The organism is Adhaeribacter rhizoryzae (assembly GCF_008629685.1).
GTDB classification, from domain to species: Bacteria; Bacteroidota; Bacteroidia; order Cytophagales; family Hymenobacteraceae; genus Adhaeribacter; species Adhaeribacter rhizoryzae.
Genome location: NZ_VWSF01000015.1, coordinates 51711 through 69068, shown reverse-complemented (window position 1 = coordinate 69068; position 17358 = coordinate 51711). Strand labels below are relative to the sequence as shown.

Annotated in this window: 8 protein-coding genes; 3 read left to right on the top strand and 5 right to left on the bottom strand. The window is 42.6% G+C overall.

Going from position 1 to position 17358, the window contains the following annotated elements; all coding sequences use genetic code 11:
• Window positions 1-22: 22 nt before the first annotated feature.
• Window positions 23-1021, bottom strand: coding sequence for a pectinesterase family protein (locus tag F0145_RS17600; protein ID WP_150090338.1), 999 nt, complete (start codon window positions 1019-1021; stop codon window positions 23-25).
• A gap of 1 nt (window position 1022) precedes the next feature.
• Window positions 1023-1784 carry a rhamnogalacturonan acetylesterase gene (locus tag F0145_RS17595; RefSeq protein ID WP_150090336.1) on the bottom strand — a complete coding sequence of 254 codons (762 nt, stop codon included), beginning with the start codon at window positions 1782-1784 and terminating at the stop codon, window positions 1023-1025.
• A 300-nt stretch (window positions 1785-2084) separates the two neighbouring features.
• Between F0145_RS17595 and F0145_RS17590 the strand changes: the two genes are divergently transcribed.
• Window positions 2085-3122: a LacI family DNA-binding transcriptional regulator gene (locus tag F0145_RS17590; RefSeq protein ID WP_150090334.1), complete on the top strand. Its 1038-nt coding sequence runs from the start codon at window positions 2085-2087 to the stop codon at window positions 3120-3122.
• Between the two features lie 438 nt (window positions 3123-3560).
• On the opposite strand, the gene F0145_RS17585 is transcribed toward F0145_RS17590, so the two are convergent.
• From F0145_RS17585 to F0145_RS17575, 3 genes are all read right to left on the bottom strand, one after another.
• Window positions 3561-6284, bottom strand: a complete 2724-nt coding sequence (locus tag F0145_RS17585; protein WP_150090332.1) for an RCC1 domain-containing protein — start codon at window positions 6282-6284, stop codon at window positions 3561-3563.
• Window position 6285: 1 nt separating this feature from the next.
• A complete protein-coding gene (locus F0145_RS17580; RefSeq protein WP_150090330.1) occupies window positions 6286-7305 on the bottom strand; it encodes a ComEC/Rec2 family competence protein in 1020 nt (339 codons plus the stop codon).
• 557 nt (window positions 7306-7862) lie between these two features.
• Window positions 7863-8576 (bottom strand): DUF92 domain-containing protein, encoded by a 714-nt coding sequence (locus tag F0145_RS17575; RefSeq protein ID WP_150090328.1) that lies wholly within the window; start codon window positions 8574-8576, stop codon window positions 7863-7865.
• 1058 nt (window positions 8577-9634) lie between these two features.
• Here F0145_RS17575 and F0145_RS17570 point away from each other — a divergent pair.
• The gene (locus F0145_RS17570; protein ID WP_150090326.1) at window positions 9635-12232 is read left to right on the top strand and encodes a T9SS type A sorting domain-containing protein; all 2598 of its coding nucleotides are present in this window, start codon (window positions 9635-9637) and stop codon (window positions 12230-12232) included.
• A 303-nt stretch (window positions 12233-12535) separates the two neighbouring features.
• On the top strand, window positions 12536-17305 hold the full coding sequence (locus tag F0145_RS17565) for an Ig-like domain-containing protein (protein ID WP_150090324.1): 4770 nt from the start codon (window positions 12536-12538) through the stop codon (window positions 17303-17305).
• The last annotated feature ends 53 nt before the right edge of the window (window positions 17306-17358 follow it).

Below are 17358 nucleotides of genomic sequence, written 5' to 3'. Positions count from 1 at the left end.
GGTTCTGTCTTTCTGATTAAACCTAGCGCGCGGGTGCTTTGTATTCCGAGCCGGGTTTCCAATCGCCTAATACTATTTCGGGGGTAAAGGCTTTGGCTTCTGCGTCGGTGAGTTGTTTGGCCCATTTTACCCGGTCTTTGGGGTTGGCGCCGGGTCCGGTGCTTTTGTATTCGGCGTAAAAAGTAGTTTTCTCGGCTTCGGGTTTGTCCCAGTTGTGCCAGCCCGCGGGTTTTATTACCTTGCTTAATCTGCAGTTTAAGAACACGGTTTTGGCGTACGGCCGCCAGGGCCGGCCCAGGTAAAAAGAACCATCGGGCGCGTTGCCGGTAATTTGGCAGTTCCGGAAAACGTAGCCGTATTTGGTTCTGGGCAGCGTTGAAGCCGCTGTAACGTAGCCGCTCTGTTTGCAGAATATTTCGCAGTTATCGAAGTAAGCAGTAGACCAGCCAAAAATAAAATCGACGGTGCCCTCGATGTAGCAGTTCTGGTAATATTGCCGGCTGTTTTCGCCGTAGGTGTACAGCGTATCCTGGTTGCCTAAGAAACGGCAGTTCTTAAAATATACCCGGTCGCCCTCAATCCTAACGGCTACGGCTTGCCCCACCGGGCCGGCGCTGTTCTCGAAAGTAATATTTTCGGCGGTGAAATCGCTGCCAAAAATATAGAAACTCGCCGAGCCAGTAGTGCCTACTTCTTCGCCAAACTGGTTCTTTTTCTGGGCAAAATCATCGTAAGTCAGAATGGTTTTTTTTACATCTTCCCCAACAAACGTAACCAGGGTTTTGGAAGTAGGCAAGGTTAATTTCTCTTTGTAAACCCCGTTTTTAATAAAAATAGTTGTTACTTTTTTCCGGAAATCGGGCACGGCGTTAATGGCTTCCTGCACGGTTTTAAACTGGCCGCTGCCGTCCTGGGCCACTACAAAATCGTATTGTGGCCGGGCTATTGCGGTGAGTATAAATATTAAATGCAAGCTTACTAACAGGCAATATTTCGGGCCATAATATTTAATAATCTCCATCTTAATTACTTTGGGGCTTGGCAAAACGGCTGGCTAAATCCAGGTTCAGGTTTTTAATTTCGGTGTAAACCAGTTGGGCCATCAGGCGGGCGCCTAACTCGCTAAAGTGGGTGTTATCGTCTTTGCCATCGGGGTAATTGGGGTGCTCGCCGGGGGCTAGTTGCAAAAACAATAATTTAGAAGTTTCGGGGCCAAACTGCTGCAACAAGGCCTGGCTTTTTACGTCCATATCAATCAAAGGCACTTTCTCGGCTTTCGCTACTTTCCGCACCAGTTCGGCATAAACCTCGTGGGTACCCACTATTTTACCTTGCTCATCGAACTTGCGGCGGGCTACCGGCGTGAATAATATAGGGATGGCTTTTTTGCGGCGGGTTTCGGTTACGTAGCGTTTTAAGTTCGTTTGGAATTCTTCTTCCGTAGAATAACTTTTCTTGGTTTTTACCTCATCGTTGTGGCCAAACTGAATAAACACATAATCGCCGGCTTGCAGGTTATCGGCTACGGGCTGCCATAAGCCTTCGGCAATAAATGTTTTGGTACTGCGACCGTTTTTGGCCCGGTTATCTACTTCTGCCGTGTTGTCGAAAAAGTAGCTAAAAGGCATGCCCCAACCGGTTTCGGGGTAAGCTTTTGTCTCTTTAATGGCCATGGTTGAGTCGCCGATTAAATATACCTTTAACTTTTTTTGCTGCGGCCAGGCAAAAGCCATTAAGCACAAAAGTGTAAAAAAGCAGGTGGTTTTAAATAAGGTGGTTTTCATGGGCATTATTTTTTAACAAAATGCTAACTGCACAGCCGGTAAATATTCGGGAAGCCTTAATATTGGCTCAACTTAGCTTATCTGGTAACGGTTAATTCCAATTTTACAGCATAATGGCTAATAAACGGCGGCACCAATCATATTTTTTTATGCAATCGATGCCGGTATCGTTTGCAACACCCTTGGTACATAAGCTTGGCAGCATAAGCCCCGTTGTATAAATAGCGCTACCGGTTTAAGGTTGTTCTCTTATTTATTCCTATATTTAGGTTCTAAACAGTTTAAGATTCTGCCGGCTGGATGTACAAACCTACCACCATTAAAGATATTGCCAAAGCACTCGGATTATCTACTTCTACGGTTTCGCGGGCCCTCCGCGACAGCTTCGAGATAAGTGAAGAAACCAAGCGCTTGGTAATGGATTATGCCGAAAAAATACATTACAAGCCCAACCCAATTGCCTTAAGTTTAAAAGAACGAAGAAGTTATTCTATTGGGGTAATTGTGTGCGAAGTGGCCAATAGTTTCTTTTCGCAGGCTATAAACGGCATTGAATCGGTGGCTTACAAAAAAGGGTACCACGTTATTATTTCGCAAAGCCACGACGCTTACGAAAGAGAAGTAATTAACGTGCAGCACCTGGCTAACCGCTCCGTAGATGGTTTGCTGGTTTCTATGTCGGCGGAAACCACGGATTTTACCCACCTAAAGCGCTTACACGACGAAGGCTTGCCCATGGTATTTTTTGACAGGGTAATCGCGGATTTTAAAACCCATAAGGTAACTGTAAATAATAAAAAAGGTGCTTACGAAGCCACGGAGTTGCTGATTAAAGAAGGCCACACCAAAATAGCCCACCTGGCCAATGCACCACACCTTTCCATTACCCCCGACCGCCTGGAAGGTTATAAAGAAGCATTGCAGGCCCACGGTTTGCCTTTTAACCCCAATTATGTGCAATATTGCCACCACGGCGGCATGATTTACGAAGAGGTAGAAGCGGCGGTACAACGCATCTTACAAATGCCCGATAAACCCGATGCTATTTTTGTGGCCAGCGACCGTTTAAGCACCGGCTGCCTGACGGCCTTAAAAAAGTTTAACCCCGGTAACTTACACGATATTGCCATTGCCGGGTTTTCTAACTCCGATGTAATTAATTTGCTACAGCCCTCTATTAGTTACGTGCGCCAACCGGCTTACGAAATGGGCCAGATTGCTACCGAAATGCTCATTCAGCTCATCGAAAGCAACAAACCCATTAAAGAATTCAGCAATGTTGTGCTCGATACGCAGCTTTTCCCGCACAATGCTCCACCGGTTTTGAAAGCATCTTAGGGCTCGGTAAAGTTCTTTTTCGTGCCCCTCTGGAGGGGGTATGGGGCAGATTTTTCCCGGACGTATTTCAAAACTTGTTTCCCCGGAATCAGTTAGCGTATAAGAAGTAGAAGGGGTAAGCGGTTCGACAGCATTGGTGGTATTAGTCCTCCCCCAACCCCTCCAAAGGGGGACTGATCAATATGCGGGTAAATAGGGTTTGGTAGCTACAAAATCTTCGTAGAGCTGCCTGTGAAAATCGGGTTGGCCTACCAGCATCACAAGGGTGAATTTCTTTGCGTGGACAGCCGAAACGAGCCTTGTGGTAAAAATAGAACAAGTTTTAAATTGGTGCTAGTTACAAACTAGCCCTATTGTAGCCATAAGTTACGGCAAAGCCTGAACTTGCGGCATGTGTTGTATTGAGTCCGGAAGTACTAAATAGCAATTATTAACATACTATCTAGGAGCTAAATAATAGGTAATTTCATCTATAAAGTCCCCTCTCATAGAAATACCGCTCCCACCAGAACCTATATTAATATTTTTTGACCTCAAACAGGCTAATTCTTTTACCCCATCCGAATCATAAACTCTGCCCTCTAAACCTTCACCAGTAAAGGTAACTTCTAGCCTATACCATTTATCAGGCAAAGAAATGAATTCAGCAGGGACCACCATTCTATATGGATGCCATACATAACCTGGAATCCCATGAAAGGATATTTCGTTACCTCCTAAAGCAAAATATTGTGTTCCATGTTGGCCGGCAAAGAATCCTAAACATGCCCAATCCTTTGCCCACATTGAAATTCTGTCTCCAGGTTTTCCTAGGGCAACATCATCCCTATAGAACCAATCCACTCCAACCATCCCGTAATTGCCGGAAACGGCCGCAGAAGTGGAAAGCTGTCCGCTCAAAAGTGGACTTTTCCATGGAAACCAAGGCCAAGGATTGGGTCGCTCAAAATCTTCCAGTACCTGCCAATTAATACTAGCACGAGAGGCGTAGATAGTAAGATTATTACCATTATCTATACCCAACACATTAGTTTTAGAATTTATTACTCGGATGCGGTACCCTGTTCCGAAGGGAGTGTTGGCAGGAATGGTACAGCTGATTTGCCAAAAATAACCTGAGTAGCTAACCCCTGTTCCTATAGTAACGGGCGAACTGAAGCTGCCAGTAGAATTAGATAATTGAGCTATATATTTATCCCTCTGGTCATAATTTTCCATTGTGATACTTTCCGTTGTGAAACCAACTATGATATCTTTTTGACCAACGTAAAACACGTTACTCGGAAGTGAAATAGTTTCAATTTCAGCCTTAAGTGGAATGGATACTAAAATTGGTTCGTTACTATTTGTAGTAGTTCCATTTCTCAATTGTCCAAATTGATTATAACCCCAAGCGTAAACGGTTCCGTCTAACTTACATGCTAGAGAATGAAAAAATCCTCCAGCAATGGCAACAACATCTGAAAGTTCCTCTACCTGCTTTGGTTCTAATCTGCCATTAAAAGTAACACTCCCATCTTGTCCTTCACCCTCCCCGCCCCAAATAAAAACATTTCCATCTACCTTTAAGGCTAGTGAATGTGAAACACCTGCTGCAATAGCCACAATACCTGTGAGGTTATTTACCTGTACAGGAACTTTACTATTAGCATAATTATCTGATCCCCAAGTAAAGACAGTACCATTTGCCTTTAGAGCTAATGAATGATTGGCTCCAGCAGAAACAGAAATAATTTCGGATAAATTATTTATTCTTTGAGGTTTAGCACTAGCATTTAAATTAGCAGAATAGTGGCCGTTCGGATGATTATAATCATTACCTAATTGACCATAACTATCATCCCCCCAAGCATATACCGTGCCGTCCGATTTAACTGCTAAACAATGATTAGCCCCTGCAGAAATGGCCGTTATATCAGAAAGGGAACCCACCGGCATTGATCTTGATGGGATATGATAATGTCCTAAATCAAAATGACCATTGCCTAATTGACCATAGCCGCCGTTTCCCCGAACGTAAATAATACCATCTATTTTTAGAGCCATAAAATGAGAATCGCCTACGGTAATATCCTTAATTCCGGAAAGTCCTTCCACTTCAATAGGTAATTCACCATAATTTCCTCCCCAAGCATATACCTTCCCATCCAAATCTACAGCCAGCGTATGATTACGACCACTTGCTACTTTTAGAATAGTTTTTCCAACTAGTGAACCATAATCTGAAATATTTACTGGAGTAGCACAATAAGAAATGTCACTTTCTGATTGCACATTTACATTTTCTCCCCATCCATATACTTTGCCATCCTGAGAAACCGCATAAGAACTCTTACTTATTCCTCCGCATCCATGTGCTAAAAGTCGAGCAAATTGGCGGTAACGCCCTTCTATTAATTCCTTAAAGTTTTGCTGATTACCTAAATTTGGGTTATAGTGGAAGTCTTGAGAGCCTTTCTCTTCCTCATGAAATGATTTGATAGCTAATAAAGGATATCTTTTTTGTTCAAGTAAGGTGTTAACATAGCCAATACGAATACATAAAAAACAATTAATAGGTACGTATTCTGTAACTATTCCAAGTAAAAGGCTAGTGTCTTCGTTTATAAAAAAAACAGGACCTCCTGAAAGTCCTTGAACATTCTCTTGTGCATCTGCAAAAGGAGTATCTAAAGGTTGTGTAGATAAAACTCTAAAATGCTTAGGATTACCAGGTATAAACTCTTCAAATCTACCTTTAAAAGACCTATTTTCCTTACTGTGTATTAATTTGGGGAAACCTCGTACAGAACAATCTAATAAGCTGTGTTCATCATTTATATAAACAGCCTGCTTTATGGTGTTCATATCAAAGACGGTATTGTTATTAATCACTATAATAGCAAAATCATCTTCATTCCTATCAGATATCAAGACATCATCTGTTTCCTGGACTTGATATGATAAAAACTTATGCGCTCCGGATAATATATTATCAATTACAATTCCCGTTTTTATTAATGGAATTTTAAAGTCTTTTCCTAAAAGTACATGTTTTGCTGTTAGTATATAAATATATGCTCCATTTTCAGGCATGGCAAGTACGCCAGTACCAGTTTCGCCATTGCACTGGATTCTAACAGTTATTCTTTGTTGTAATTCTGACGATTTTAAATTATTCATATTAACCCAAATCAATCAATAAGTAAGGAGAGCTATTATAATAGCAAGTAAAATTGTACTGTTCTTTATCATTATCCACCTCGAAAATACTCCTTAGTGAATCATTGTCATCATTGAAATAAAATTCAATTTTATCGTTTGAACGATTTGGATTGGTTATGATCTGAGCTAAGGTCCACTTGTTTGGAAGATTATGAGATACACCGTTAGCAAGTATGATAAATCTAGAGCAATTAACAATTTCTAATAAGGCAGGATTAAAATTACGTTTGCTTCCATGATGTGATAGCTTAATATAATCAACGTGTAGTTTATTCGTATCCGAATACCCTATTTGCCTCAAAGCATCAATAATAACTGATGGAAAACTATCAGCTAAAAATAATATTTTCTTTTCATTTTGCTCCAAAAGAAAAGCGATACTCCCTCCGTTCCATACGTCCGTATCTTCCTCGTAAGGCAGCTTCAGTAAAGATTCAATTGTATTGTTATAATCACTCAGACCAGCACCTAATAGTTTATCTGATTCCTTTTCCTGCCATGCAATTTTACTATTTGTAAGCCTATCTAAATCAGGAGATAGAATTGTAAACTTTAAATTATGCCAGATTATAGGTTGACTATCTGAGGAAATATCTATTTGCTTAAGTTTTCCTGTCTTGAATAAGTAATCTCTAAGAGTTATTCCTTGGTTTACACTTATTTTATCTGAGTAGGGAATAAAGTCATAAGTACTCCAATTAAACCAGTATTCCTTTACTAAATGTTCTTTATTTGGCAAGGTAGGATCTTTTAAGAAAGCTTCAACTCCGCCTATATGATCTCTGTCCGTATGGGTAATAATCCATATGTCAACAAACTGACTTTTAGATTGTATAGCAAGTAATTTCTGTTTTATCGTTCGCAAATAGGTTCCTAAGTATCCACCATCTATAAAAATATTTCTATTTATTTTATCTATATCTTCAAAATTTATCGTGATTGCATCACCACATCCAACTTTCCAAAACTTAATCTTCATTTTTTTCGATTATAATGTGATTTTAAAATCAAACCAACCTGACCTTGCCATTACGGTTTCGAATTAATTAAAATATTTAACGGCGGGTTCATGTATAGCCGCAAAATAAAGTAAAACAAAGTGGAGGCTGAGTACAATTTTACGCATCTTCAAAAATAGATTAATACCTATGTTTAAAAAATACCCAGTTTTAGGTATTTAGGTGGTGAGAACACTAAATAATTTTTCCTGGAGTAGAAAAATTTCGGAATGCTGGTAGGTTTTTGGTTTGAATCCAAACGGGATCACAACGCTAGTGTAGCTATACCTGTAGGAACCTTAATCTAAAATTTAATGAAGAAAGCTATATTTATTGCTATTACGGCTCTGTCGAAGAAAGAGCTTTAAATAATCCAACGCTGTCATTCAGGAGGAAACTATTTGGCAGGTAACTAAATAGGTTCCTCCTGAAGTACAAGGGTGGGCTCCTTAGGCTAATAATTTATTACACGAAGATTTTGCGGAATAGCCGTTATTTATTTTGCGCTGTAAAAATGCAAATAGGTAAAGGCTTACTTCTACGCAATCAGGTAAATAAGCCAGGCGGCTAAAGCGCCGGCGGCCGTGTTTAAGAAATTAACCCCGTTATTAGAAAGCAAGTGGCCGCGTTCTAAAGTAGCGCCCAACACAGAATCGGTGAAGTTGCCAAGGGTGCCGGCAATTATTATGACAAGTATATTCCCGCTCCAGCCAAAGCCGAACGCGTAAACCAGGCTAATTAGTGTACTGCCCAGCAATCCCAGCAAAGTGCCTTCCAGGCTAATTACGCCGTTTAAGCCACGGCTATCGGGTTTAAGCGTTGTAATGTTGTAAAAGCGCTTGCCGTACACATTCCCTAACTCCGACGAAACCGTATCGGCGGCGGCCGCAGCAAAAGCAGCCGCCAACATTACCCGCAATATTTCGGCTTGGGTTGGGAATAGCCAGGCGCATAAAGCCAGTATAGCGGCTACGCCCGCGTTGGCCCAGGCCTGACCGGCGGTGCGCCGGCCTTTGTTTTCTTCGGCCAAGCCTAAGCGGGCTTTGTAAGTATGCTGCCAGGCGGTTGCGCCGGTACCCACTACAAAAAATAAGGCCAGCATAGCCAAACCTGTAAAACCCGCTCCCTGAAATATTGCCAGGCCCAGTAAGCCGCCCGTAAGTGCACCACCCTCGGTCAGTTTCTCTTTTTTTACGCTAGCGTACATGCCCAAGGTTAGTACAAATATTACAAATAGGTATTGCAGGAGCATGTTGGGGTTAAAAAAGCTGGATTATTTTTCAAATTACCGGCATTTAGGCCAGAAATCAAATGGAGCCCAGCCGGTTAAAGAACAATATTTTTATGAGGCACACCATAAGCTTTTTGCTACTATGTTTTTAATAAAGAAGTTGCTTTAGTCCCGGGTTTTAAAAATACTCCCGACAGAAATCAGGGACAAATTAAAATCAAAAGGGCATGTAGTGAATTGTTCGCTTAGCCTGCTTGCCTTTGGTATTCTCATTGGCAATATTAAGGCTGCTGCTAAACTACTGGCCGGCGCATCTGCAGTAAAACAGCAGTTTTATTCAATTTACAACAGGCTAAACCACCTCAGTATTTTATGCAAACGTACGCCGCTAAAAAGGTAGCAGGTAGGCGCACAACTGGTATAAATTTACTGCCAGCTTATTAATTGGGTTAGCAATTATTAAGAATAACTTGCCAGTTAACTCTAGGCTGCATTTTATTGTATCGTAACATAAATAGTTGTGAAAACGTAATATATTTTAATTTAATATTATTATATTTATAGAATTTGTAGGTTTATTGGGCTTTTTATGAGCTATACTTGCTAATCGTGTTCCAACTCAAATACACCAAGTTAGGGAAAAAAGCAGGGTATGTTACCTTATGATTCAGGTTAATAGCTATAAAAAAGTTTAGGTTGTTTATTACGGTAGTGGTATAAATTGTCAGCCAGCGTGTAAGGCCTGCCTTAAAGTTTAGTGTATTAAATACTTACGGTTGCTCGCAGGAGGAGCCCTCTTAATATTTGGATCGGTTACCTGTATTTTTATTATGATTATATTTTATACCAATCTACTTGTAAGCTTTTCCGGTGTCCTTATCCGGTATGGTTAAGTTTGTTTAAAGCGAAATTTACAGTTTTCCTGCTCCTGATTTTTTTTAAGGCTTATTCCTTTTCTAACGTCTAACACCTGCCAATCGCTTTCGCTTAGTTGCATTCGCCTGCTTTTCTTTTCTAAAGTCCTGACCCGATTACCAATTTTATTATTCTACCACAACTAAATCAAAAAACTATTACCCATGAAAAAGAATTTACTGCTATTACTTGCTTATTCCCCGGCACCTGGTACTGCGGGTGCTAATATTTTGCGCTACCCCTGGGGCCAGTTTTATGCTGGTACTTTAACTGTTCTAAGAAAAGCAGCTTTTGTTTTTGCATTAATTTTTGCCTCTTTAAATACCCTCTTGGCGCAACCAACTATTCAATGGGAAAATACCATTCAGGGAAGCGATGGCGAAGATTTTGTAATGGCAAAACAAACTCCGGATGGTGGCTATGTTTTGGGAGGCTCTTCTAGTTCTAATGCTGGACTAGATAAAACAGAAAATTTGAAGGGTGTGGCCGATTATTGGATTGTGAAACTGAATGCGGCTGGAGTTAAAATATGGGATAAAACGCTAGGAAGTAACGATTTAGATTTATTGCGTTCTATTGATGCCACTGCCGATGGTGGCGTTATTGCGGCCGGAACTGCGGGTCCTACTGCCAGTGGAGATAAAACGGACAATATTGGGGGAACCTGGATTGTGAAGCTGAATGCCGCCGGCGGTAAAGAATGGGACAAAACAATAGAGAACGCGGGCACTATAATAGAGCAAACGCCCGATGGCGGATATATTTTATTTGGCGGTCCCAGAATTCTGAAGCTGAATACCGTGGGCGGCATTGTATGGGAAAAGGTGCCCACTTACGCCAGCAATTTACAACAAACCGCCGATGGCGGGTTTATATTAGTAGAACCTACTTCGGCTACTAAATTAAATGCTGCCGGGGTTACCCAATGGGTACAACCGCTGTCCGGAACAGGAAATTTTTATTTTTCGCAACAAACTGCCAATGGTGGCTATATTTTGGCTGATAGCCGGAATGGCTATTATATATTAAAGCTAAATGCCGCCGGTACAAAGGAGTGGGACAAATTTTTTACAGGAAATATGGGAGCTACTTTAAAGGCGGTAATCCAGACTTCGGATGGCGGCTATATACTGGGCGGCGAAACTTCTTCGGGTGCCGGTATTGATAAATCGGAGGGTAATAAAGGCCCCTGCAATGGTACCTTTTGTTATTACCGCGATTTTTGGCTGGTAAAAATAGATGTAGCCGGTAACCGGGTTTGGGATAAAACCATAGGTGCAATTTTTAATGAAGAATTGCGATCTATAGAGCAGACCACTGATGGGGGCTTAATTATAGGTGGCCAGTCGGATTCTCCTGGCAAGACGGGAGGAGGTGCTTTTGATGCGGTTAGCGATAAATCAGAAAACTCCTATAGTATTGATTATTGGGCGGTAAAACTTAGTAATGTTAATACTGCGCCGCCTAACCAACTTTGCAATTTAGCGCTTACCAGTAAAGTTACTCAAGCCGAACCCTGGTACGGTATATACCCAGGTGGCGGCGGTGGCATTGACTTAACCGTAACCGGCGGTACCCCTCCTTACAACTATACTTGGAATAATTTTCGCAATTCACCCGAAGATGCGCCTGCTCCTGTTCTCGCGCCTGGCGTGTACACGGTAGTGGTAACGGATGCCAGAGGCTGTACCGCTAGAGGTACGGTAGAAATAGGTAAAAAGAACGACCCTATGCGTTTACATACTTCTAAAATTGACTTGAATTCCAACGGCGACCCGATGGGTTCCATTGATTTAAGTGTGGTGGGCGGCACCGGCCCTTACAAATATTTGTGGAGCAACGGCGCTACTTCGGAAGATTTAACCAACTTAGCGGCGGGTACTTACACTGTTACTGTCACGGATGCTTTTGGCCGCAAATTATCTACCTCGGTTACCATTGTTAACCCAGGTAATCCAACCCCAGTGGTTTGTAATCTGGTAGCTACCAGCAAAGTTACACCCGCGGAGTCGTGGTACGGCATGTGGGGACCTACTTCGGGGGCGGGTGCTATTGATGTAACACCCAGCGGCGGCACGGCGCCTTATACTTACAAATGGAATACCGGCGCCACCACCGAAGACTTAGCTGTTGCGGCACCGGGCGTGTATACCCTTATCATTACCGATGCCAAAGCCTGCACCACCACTACTACTATTACGGTCAGCCGCAAAAATGGGCCACTTTCCTTAGTTGAATCCCACACCAACGTAACGGCTGGCGGTACCAACAACGGCTCCATTGATTTAACGGTAGTAGGCGGCACCGGTCCTTTTAAATACCGCTGGAGCAACGGCGCTACTACCGAAGATTTAACCGGATTAGCACCGGGTACTTACAGCGTAACTGTAATTGATGCTTTTAACCGGACGGCTACTATTTCGGTGCAAGTACTTGGAGCGGGTACAACCGCCCTCGCTTCAGCTAAAAAGCCAACTGAAACCGAAACCTTCCTGATAAACGAAAGCGGCTTAACCGTTTACCCCAATCCGGCTAAAGCCCAAACAACCGTTGCTTTTACGCTAGCTACTGCGGGCAGATATACCCTGGACCTTTATGATATAAGAGGCGCTAAAGTAAGAACTATTACTGCGGGGCAAGCTCAGGCCAATAAAGCATTAACCGTAGAAGTGCCTTTGGGTAACATTGCTGAGGGTATTTACCTGCTCAAACTCCAGACTGATAAGGGTATTGCTACTAAACGGATTTCGGTTATCCGGTAAATTCCTGGTCTCTTGCCAGTACTAATTGTAAAATTAGTAAAACTGCCCTGCCCTTTAGGTGGGGCAGTTTTATTTTGTAGTAGAATAATCAATAATTAATATAATAAAGTTTAATATTTAAATTAATTGGCATATAAATATAACTATAAAGCTATAAAAAATAAAATTTCTTTATATATTGCCAGTCTAATATTTGACTATAATAATTTTGTCTTTAGTTTGCAAAACCTACTATTCCTGAAGAAGCCTTTAAGTTTATACCAAATAATAAAGGCTGCCTCAGTTTACTTATTTTAAAAATTTATGATTAAAACACTTACTAAACAAATGGCTTTAACCAGCCAATCTTTACAGGTAATAAAACGAATCAGCTTTGCACTATTGCTTTTTGTTTTATGGTACGGTATTTCTATTAATAACCTATTAGCCCAGCCTACCAAACAGTGGGATAAATCGTTTGGCGGCAGTGGTTATGATGAATTAAAAACGGTTCAGCAAACCTCCGACGGCGGCTATATTCTGGGTGGAAACTCCAAATCTAAGATGAGTGGATATAAGAGCGAGGATTCTGGCGAAAGTTTTTATGGTGATTTCTGGATAGTTAAGCTGAATGCTGCCGGAGAGAAAGAATGGGACAATACTTTAGGGGGAATTGGAACAAACAATTTTACGGCTGTTTACCAAACAACTGATGGCGGTTACATTGTAGGCGGGTCATCTTTGTCTAATGCGGGTCGAGATAAGACTCAGAATTCAAAAGGCTTAAATGATTTTTGGATTATTAAATTGGATGCTCAGGGCAATAAAGTTTGGGATAAAACCATTGGCAGTCCTGCGGATGATTTACTGTGGACTATAAAGCCAACACGCGATGGGGGGTATATATTAGGTGGAGAAACACAAGAAGCAGCGGGTGGGGATAAAACCGGTACACCAAGAGGTAATTACGACTTTTGGGTCGTTAAATTAAATGCAGTTGGTAGCAAAGAATGGGATAAAGTTATTGGTGGAAATAGTTATGATATTCTACGCGCTATAGACCAAACTACAGATGGGGGCTATATTTTGGGAGGACTTTCGACTTCTGAAGCGAGTGGTGATAAAAGCCAAAATTCTAAAGCAGCAGGTTCTACCAATGCTATGGCAGCTTATGACTATTGGGTAGTAAAGATAAATGCATCGGGTATTAAAGAATGGGATAAGACCATAGGTGGTAACGGCTTGGATGATTTCCGGCAAGTTATACAAACCAAAGATGGGGGCTATATCGTGGGGGGGGAATCTAATTCTACCATCAGTGGAGATAAGAGTGAAAACCCTTATGGTGGCATAGATTGTTGGTTGGTAAAACTAGATGCCTCCGGCACAAAAGAATGGGACAAAACAATTGGCATGTATTCTGATGAATATTTACGAGACTTGCAGCAGACTGCTGATGGCGGCTATATTCTGGGAAGAACAGATCCCGCTTATACGGGGGTAGGAAACGATTACTTCCTTTTAAAGTTAGATGCATCTAGGAATATAGAATGGGAAAAATACGTAATTGCAGGAGGGCCATTAGGCTCTTTTAGGCAAACGGCTGATGGCGGCTATATCATAGGAGGGTCTTCTAACTATAATATTGTCTTAGCCTCTAAAGGAGACTATGATTACTGGGTTTTTAAATTATCCCCTGCAACCGCTGAGCGAAGTATTAAAATCAATAATGCTTTTTCCTCAGGTTATTGCACTGACACCCTGGTCCCTATTTACTTTACCACCACTGGTACCTTTAATCCGGGAGAAACATTTATCGCGCAGCTATCCGATGCTACAGGTTCTTTTTCCTCTCCCATAACTATCGGTACTAGCCAAGGCAGCCCGATTGCTGCTACAATACCGGCCAATATTAATTCGGGAAAGGGTTATCGTATCCGCATAGTATCGAGCTTAACACCGGCGGTTGTAAGTTCGGATAATGGTACAGATATAGGAATTTCGAAAATGAGTACATTGTCCTGGATTAATATTGAAGGACCAATGGAGCCTTGTGCCGGAACAACCGTTACTTATTCTTTTACGGACCTTATTGATTTAAGCCATCTGTTCTGGTCAGTTCCTTACGACTGGACGGTCATTGGTAGAGACTCCAATAAAATTACCGTCAAAGTCGGAAATACTCATGGTCTTGTTTCAGTAATGGCACAAAACTTTTGTGGATTAAAGTTACGTGGTGAACTTTCAGTATTTCCGGTGGTGGTGCCTTCAGAGCCGGGTATTATTACAGCTAGTGCTACCTCGGTTTGTGCGGGTGATACTGTGGTATACAGTACCTCCTCTCCGTACGAACCTAGTCTTCAAAACCGGAACTTATTTAATTGGACCGTGCCAGCTGGGTGGACTATTCTAAACGAAAAAGATATTACCAAGATTACTGTTAAAGTGGGTACTGGGTCTGGATTCATTAGGCTTATTATTTTTAATCAATGCGGTGTAAGTCCTGAGCAAAGGTTAGCGGTCTCCAGTTCAGGACCGGCAGCGCCGACGGTTACTTCTAAAACTATTTGTGGTCCTGGTGCTATTACTCTTACAGCTTCAGGCGCACCTACAACAGGTTCTTACCGGTGGTTTACCAGCAGTACCGGTGGCACGCCAATAACCAATGCAACCTCCGCAACTTTTACCACGCCGGTGCTTTCCACAACCACTACTTATTATGTGTCGGTGGTAAATGGCACTTGCGAAAGTGCCCGCGTGCCGGTTACTGCTACGGTAAACCCGTTGCCAAAAATATTAGTTGCCACCAATGCCACTACTATTACGAGTGGCGGCACGGCTACTTTAACGGCTTCCGGTGCGAGTACCTATACCTGGTCGCCGGTAACGGGCTTAAGCAGCACTACCGGGGCAACCGTTACGGCTAAACCTACGGCCACTACCACGTATACTGTTACCGGTACCGATGTTAATGGTTGTTCCGGCACAGCCAGCATTACCATTACGGTAAATACTTCCGGCTTACAAATGCAAACCATTACTTTCCCGCCTATTGCAGATAAAGTGTACGGCGATGCGCCATTTACCTTGAATGCCACGGCCAGTTCTGGTTTAAGTTTATATTACAAGATTATTTCAGGGCCGGCTACTGTATCGGGTAAAACCTTAACCATAACCGGGGTGGGTACTGTAACAGTACGGGCCTACCATCCGGGCAACGACCGCTACCTGGCGGCTACGCCAGTAGATGTAAGCTTTAATGTACGGTCTTCTGCTGTCAAACAAAGCCAGACTATTAGTTTCGCAGCGTTAGTTAACAAAGAATACGGCGATGCACCGTTTACCGTAAGTGCTACCGCTTCTTCTGGTCTGCCGGTAAGTTTTAGTGTGGTGGCCGGAGGCGCTACAATTTCGGGTAACACCGTAACGCTAATCGATTCCGGTATGGTAACCATTCGGGCCTCCCAGGCTGGCAATGCTAATTACTTGGCTGCCCCAAATGTAGACCGCAGCTTCCGGGTATGGGGACCTGCGAAGATGAGTCAGAGTATCAGTTTTGCGGCTTTACCGACCAAAACCTATGGCGATGCGCCGTTTACTTTGAGCGCTGCGGCCACCTCCGGGTTGCCGGTTAGCTTTAATATTCTTTCGGGACCAGCCACTATTACAGGCAATACCCTAACTATTAACGGAGCCGGAATAATAACCGTGCGGGCCACCCAGGCGGGTAGTGGAACCTATCACACGGCTACTCCAGTAGACCAAAGCTTTACCGTAAATAAAGCCAGCCAAAGCATTACTTTCATGAACTTAGTAGATAAAACTTATGGTGATGGCCCAATTTATTTAGTAGCTAATGCGAGTTCTGGGCTGCCGGTTAGTTATAGAGTCGTTTCAGGTCCGGCGAGTATTACGGGTAATATCCTCACGCTCACAGGCGCTGGTACCGTTACGGTGCAAGCCGAACAGGGAGGCAATACCAATTACTTAGCTGCCAATGCCGTGCCGCGTTCTTTCACAGTAATCAAAGCAAACCAAACCGTAGTGCTGGCTACTATTGCGGATAAAACCTATGGCGATGCACCTTTTACTTTAAGTGCGACTGCTTCTTCCGGTTTATCAGTTACCTACAGCATTGTATCCGGGCCAGCAACTATTTCAAACAATACTGTTACTTTAACCGGGGTAGGTACCGTAACCGTAAGAGCTACCCAAGTCGGCAATACCAATTACAACCCGGCTGCAGCCGACAAGAGTTTCACGGTAAAAAGTGCCGGTCCAACTCCTTTTCCTCCTTTTACTTGCAGTTTGGCCCATACAAGCAAAGTAACCCAAGCTGAACCGTGGTTTGGCATGTGGGGACCATCCACCGGAGCCGGTGCGATTGATTTAACGGTGAGTGGGGGAACTACCCCTTATACTTATCAGTGGAGCAACGGTCTGAGCAGCCAGGATGTGGCGATAGCTGCGCCGGGAACATACACCGTAAAGGTAACCGATGCCAGAGGCTGCACAGCTATTACAATAGTAACAGTAGGCCGGAAGAATGACCCGATAAGACTGGCTGCTTCGCAAATAAATGTTTCAACAACTAGTGGCCAAGATGGCTCAATTGACTTGAGTGTGGTAGGCGGAATTGCTCCTTTTACTTACCGCTGGAGCAACGGCGCCACTACCGAGGATTTAACCGGATTAGCAGCTGGTACTTACACCGTTACGGTTACCGATGCCTTTGGTCAGAAAGTTAGTATCTCTGTGCAAATTTTATCTCCGGGACAAGGTATCTTAGCCGCTGTTAAAAATCCGGATGTTTCGGAAGAAATATTGGTGAATGAAAATATTTTATTGGTTTATCCGAATCCGGCTAAAGACCAAACAACTGTAAACTTTACTTTAGCTACTACTGGTTATTACACCCTCGATTTATTTGATATTCGGGGCGCAAAAATTAAAACAATCGTTGCGGGTCAAGCCTTAGCTAATAAATCTTTTGATGTTAAATTAAAGGTAAATGATTTAGCTGAAGGGGTATATTTGCTCAAACTTGTAACCGATAAAGGTGTAGGTATTCAGCGTATTTCGGTAAAACGGTAAGCTTATTGTTATTTTTATTTTTTAATTGGATTAAAAGAACAGCCTTACCAAAA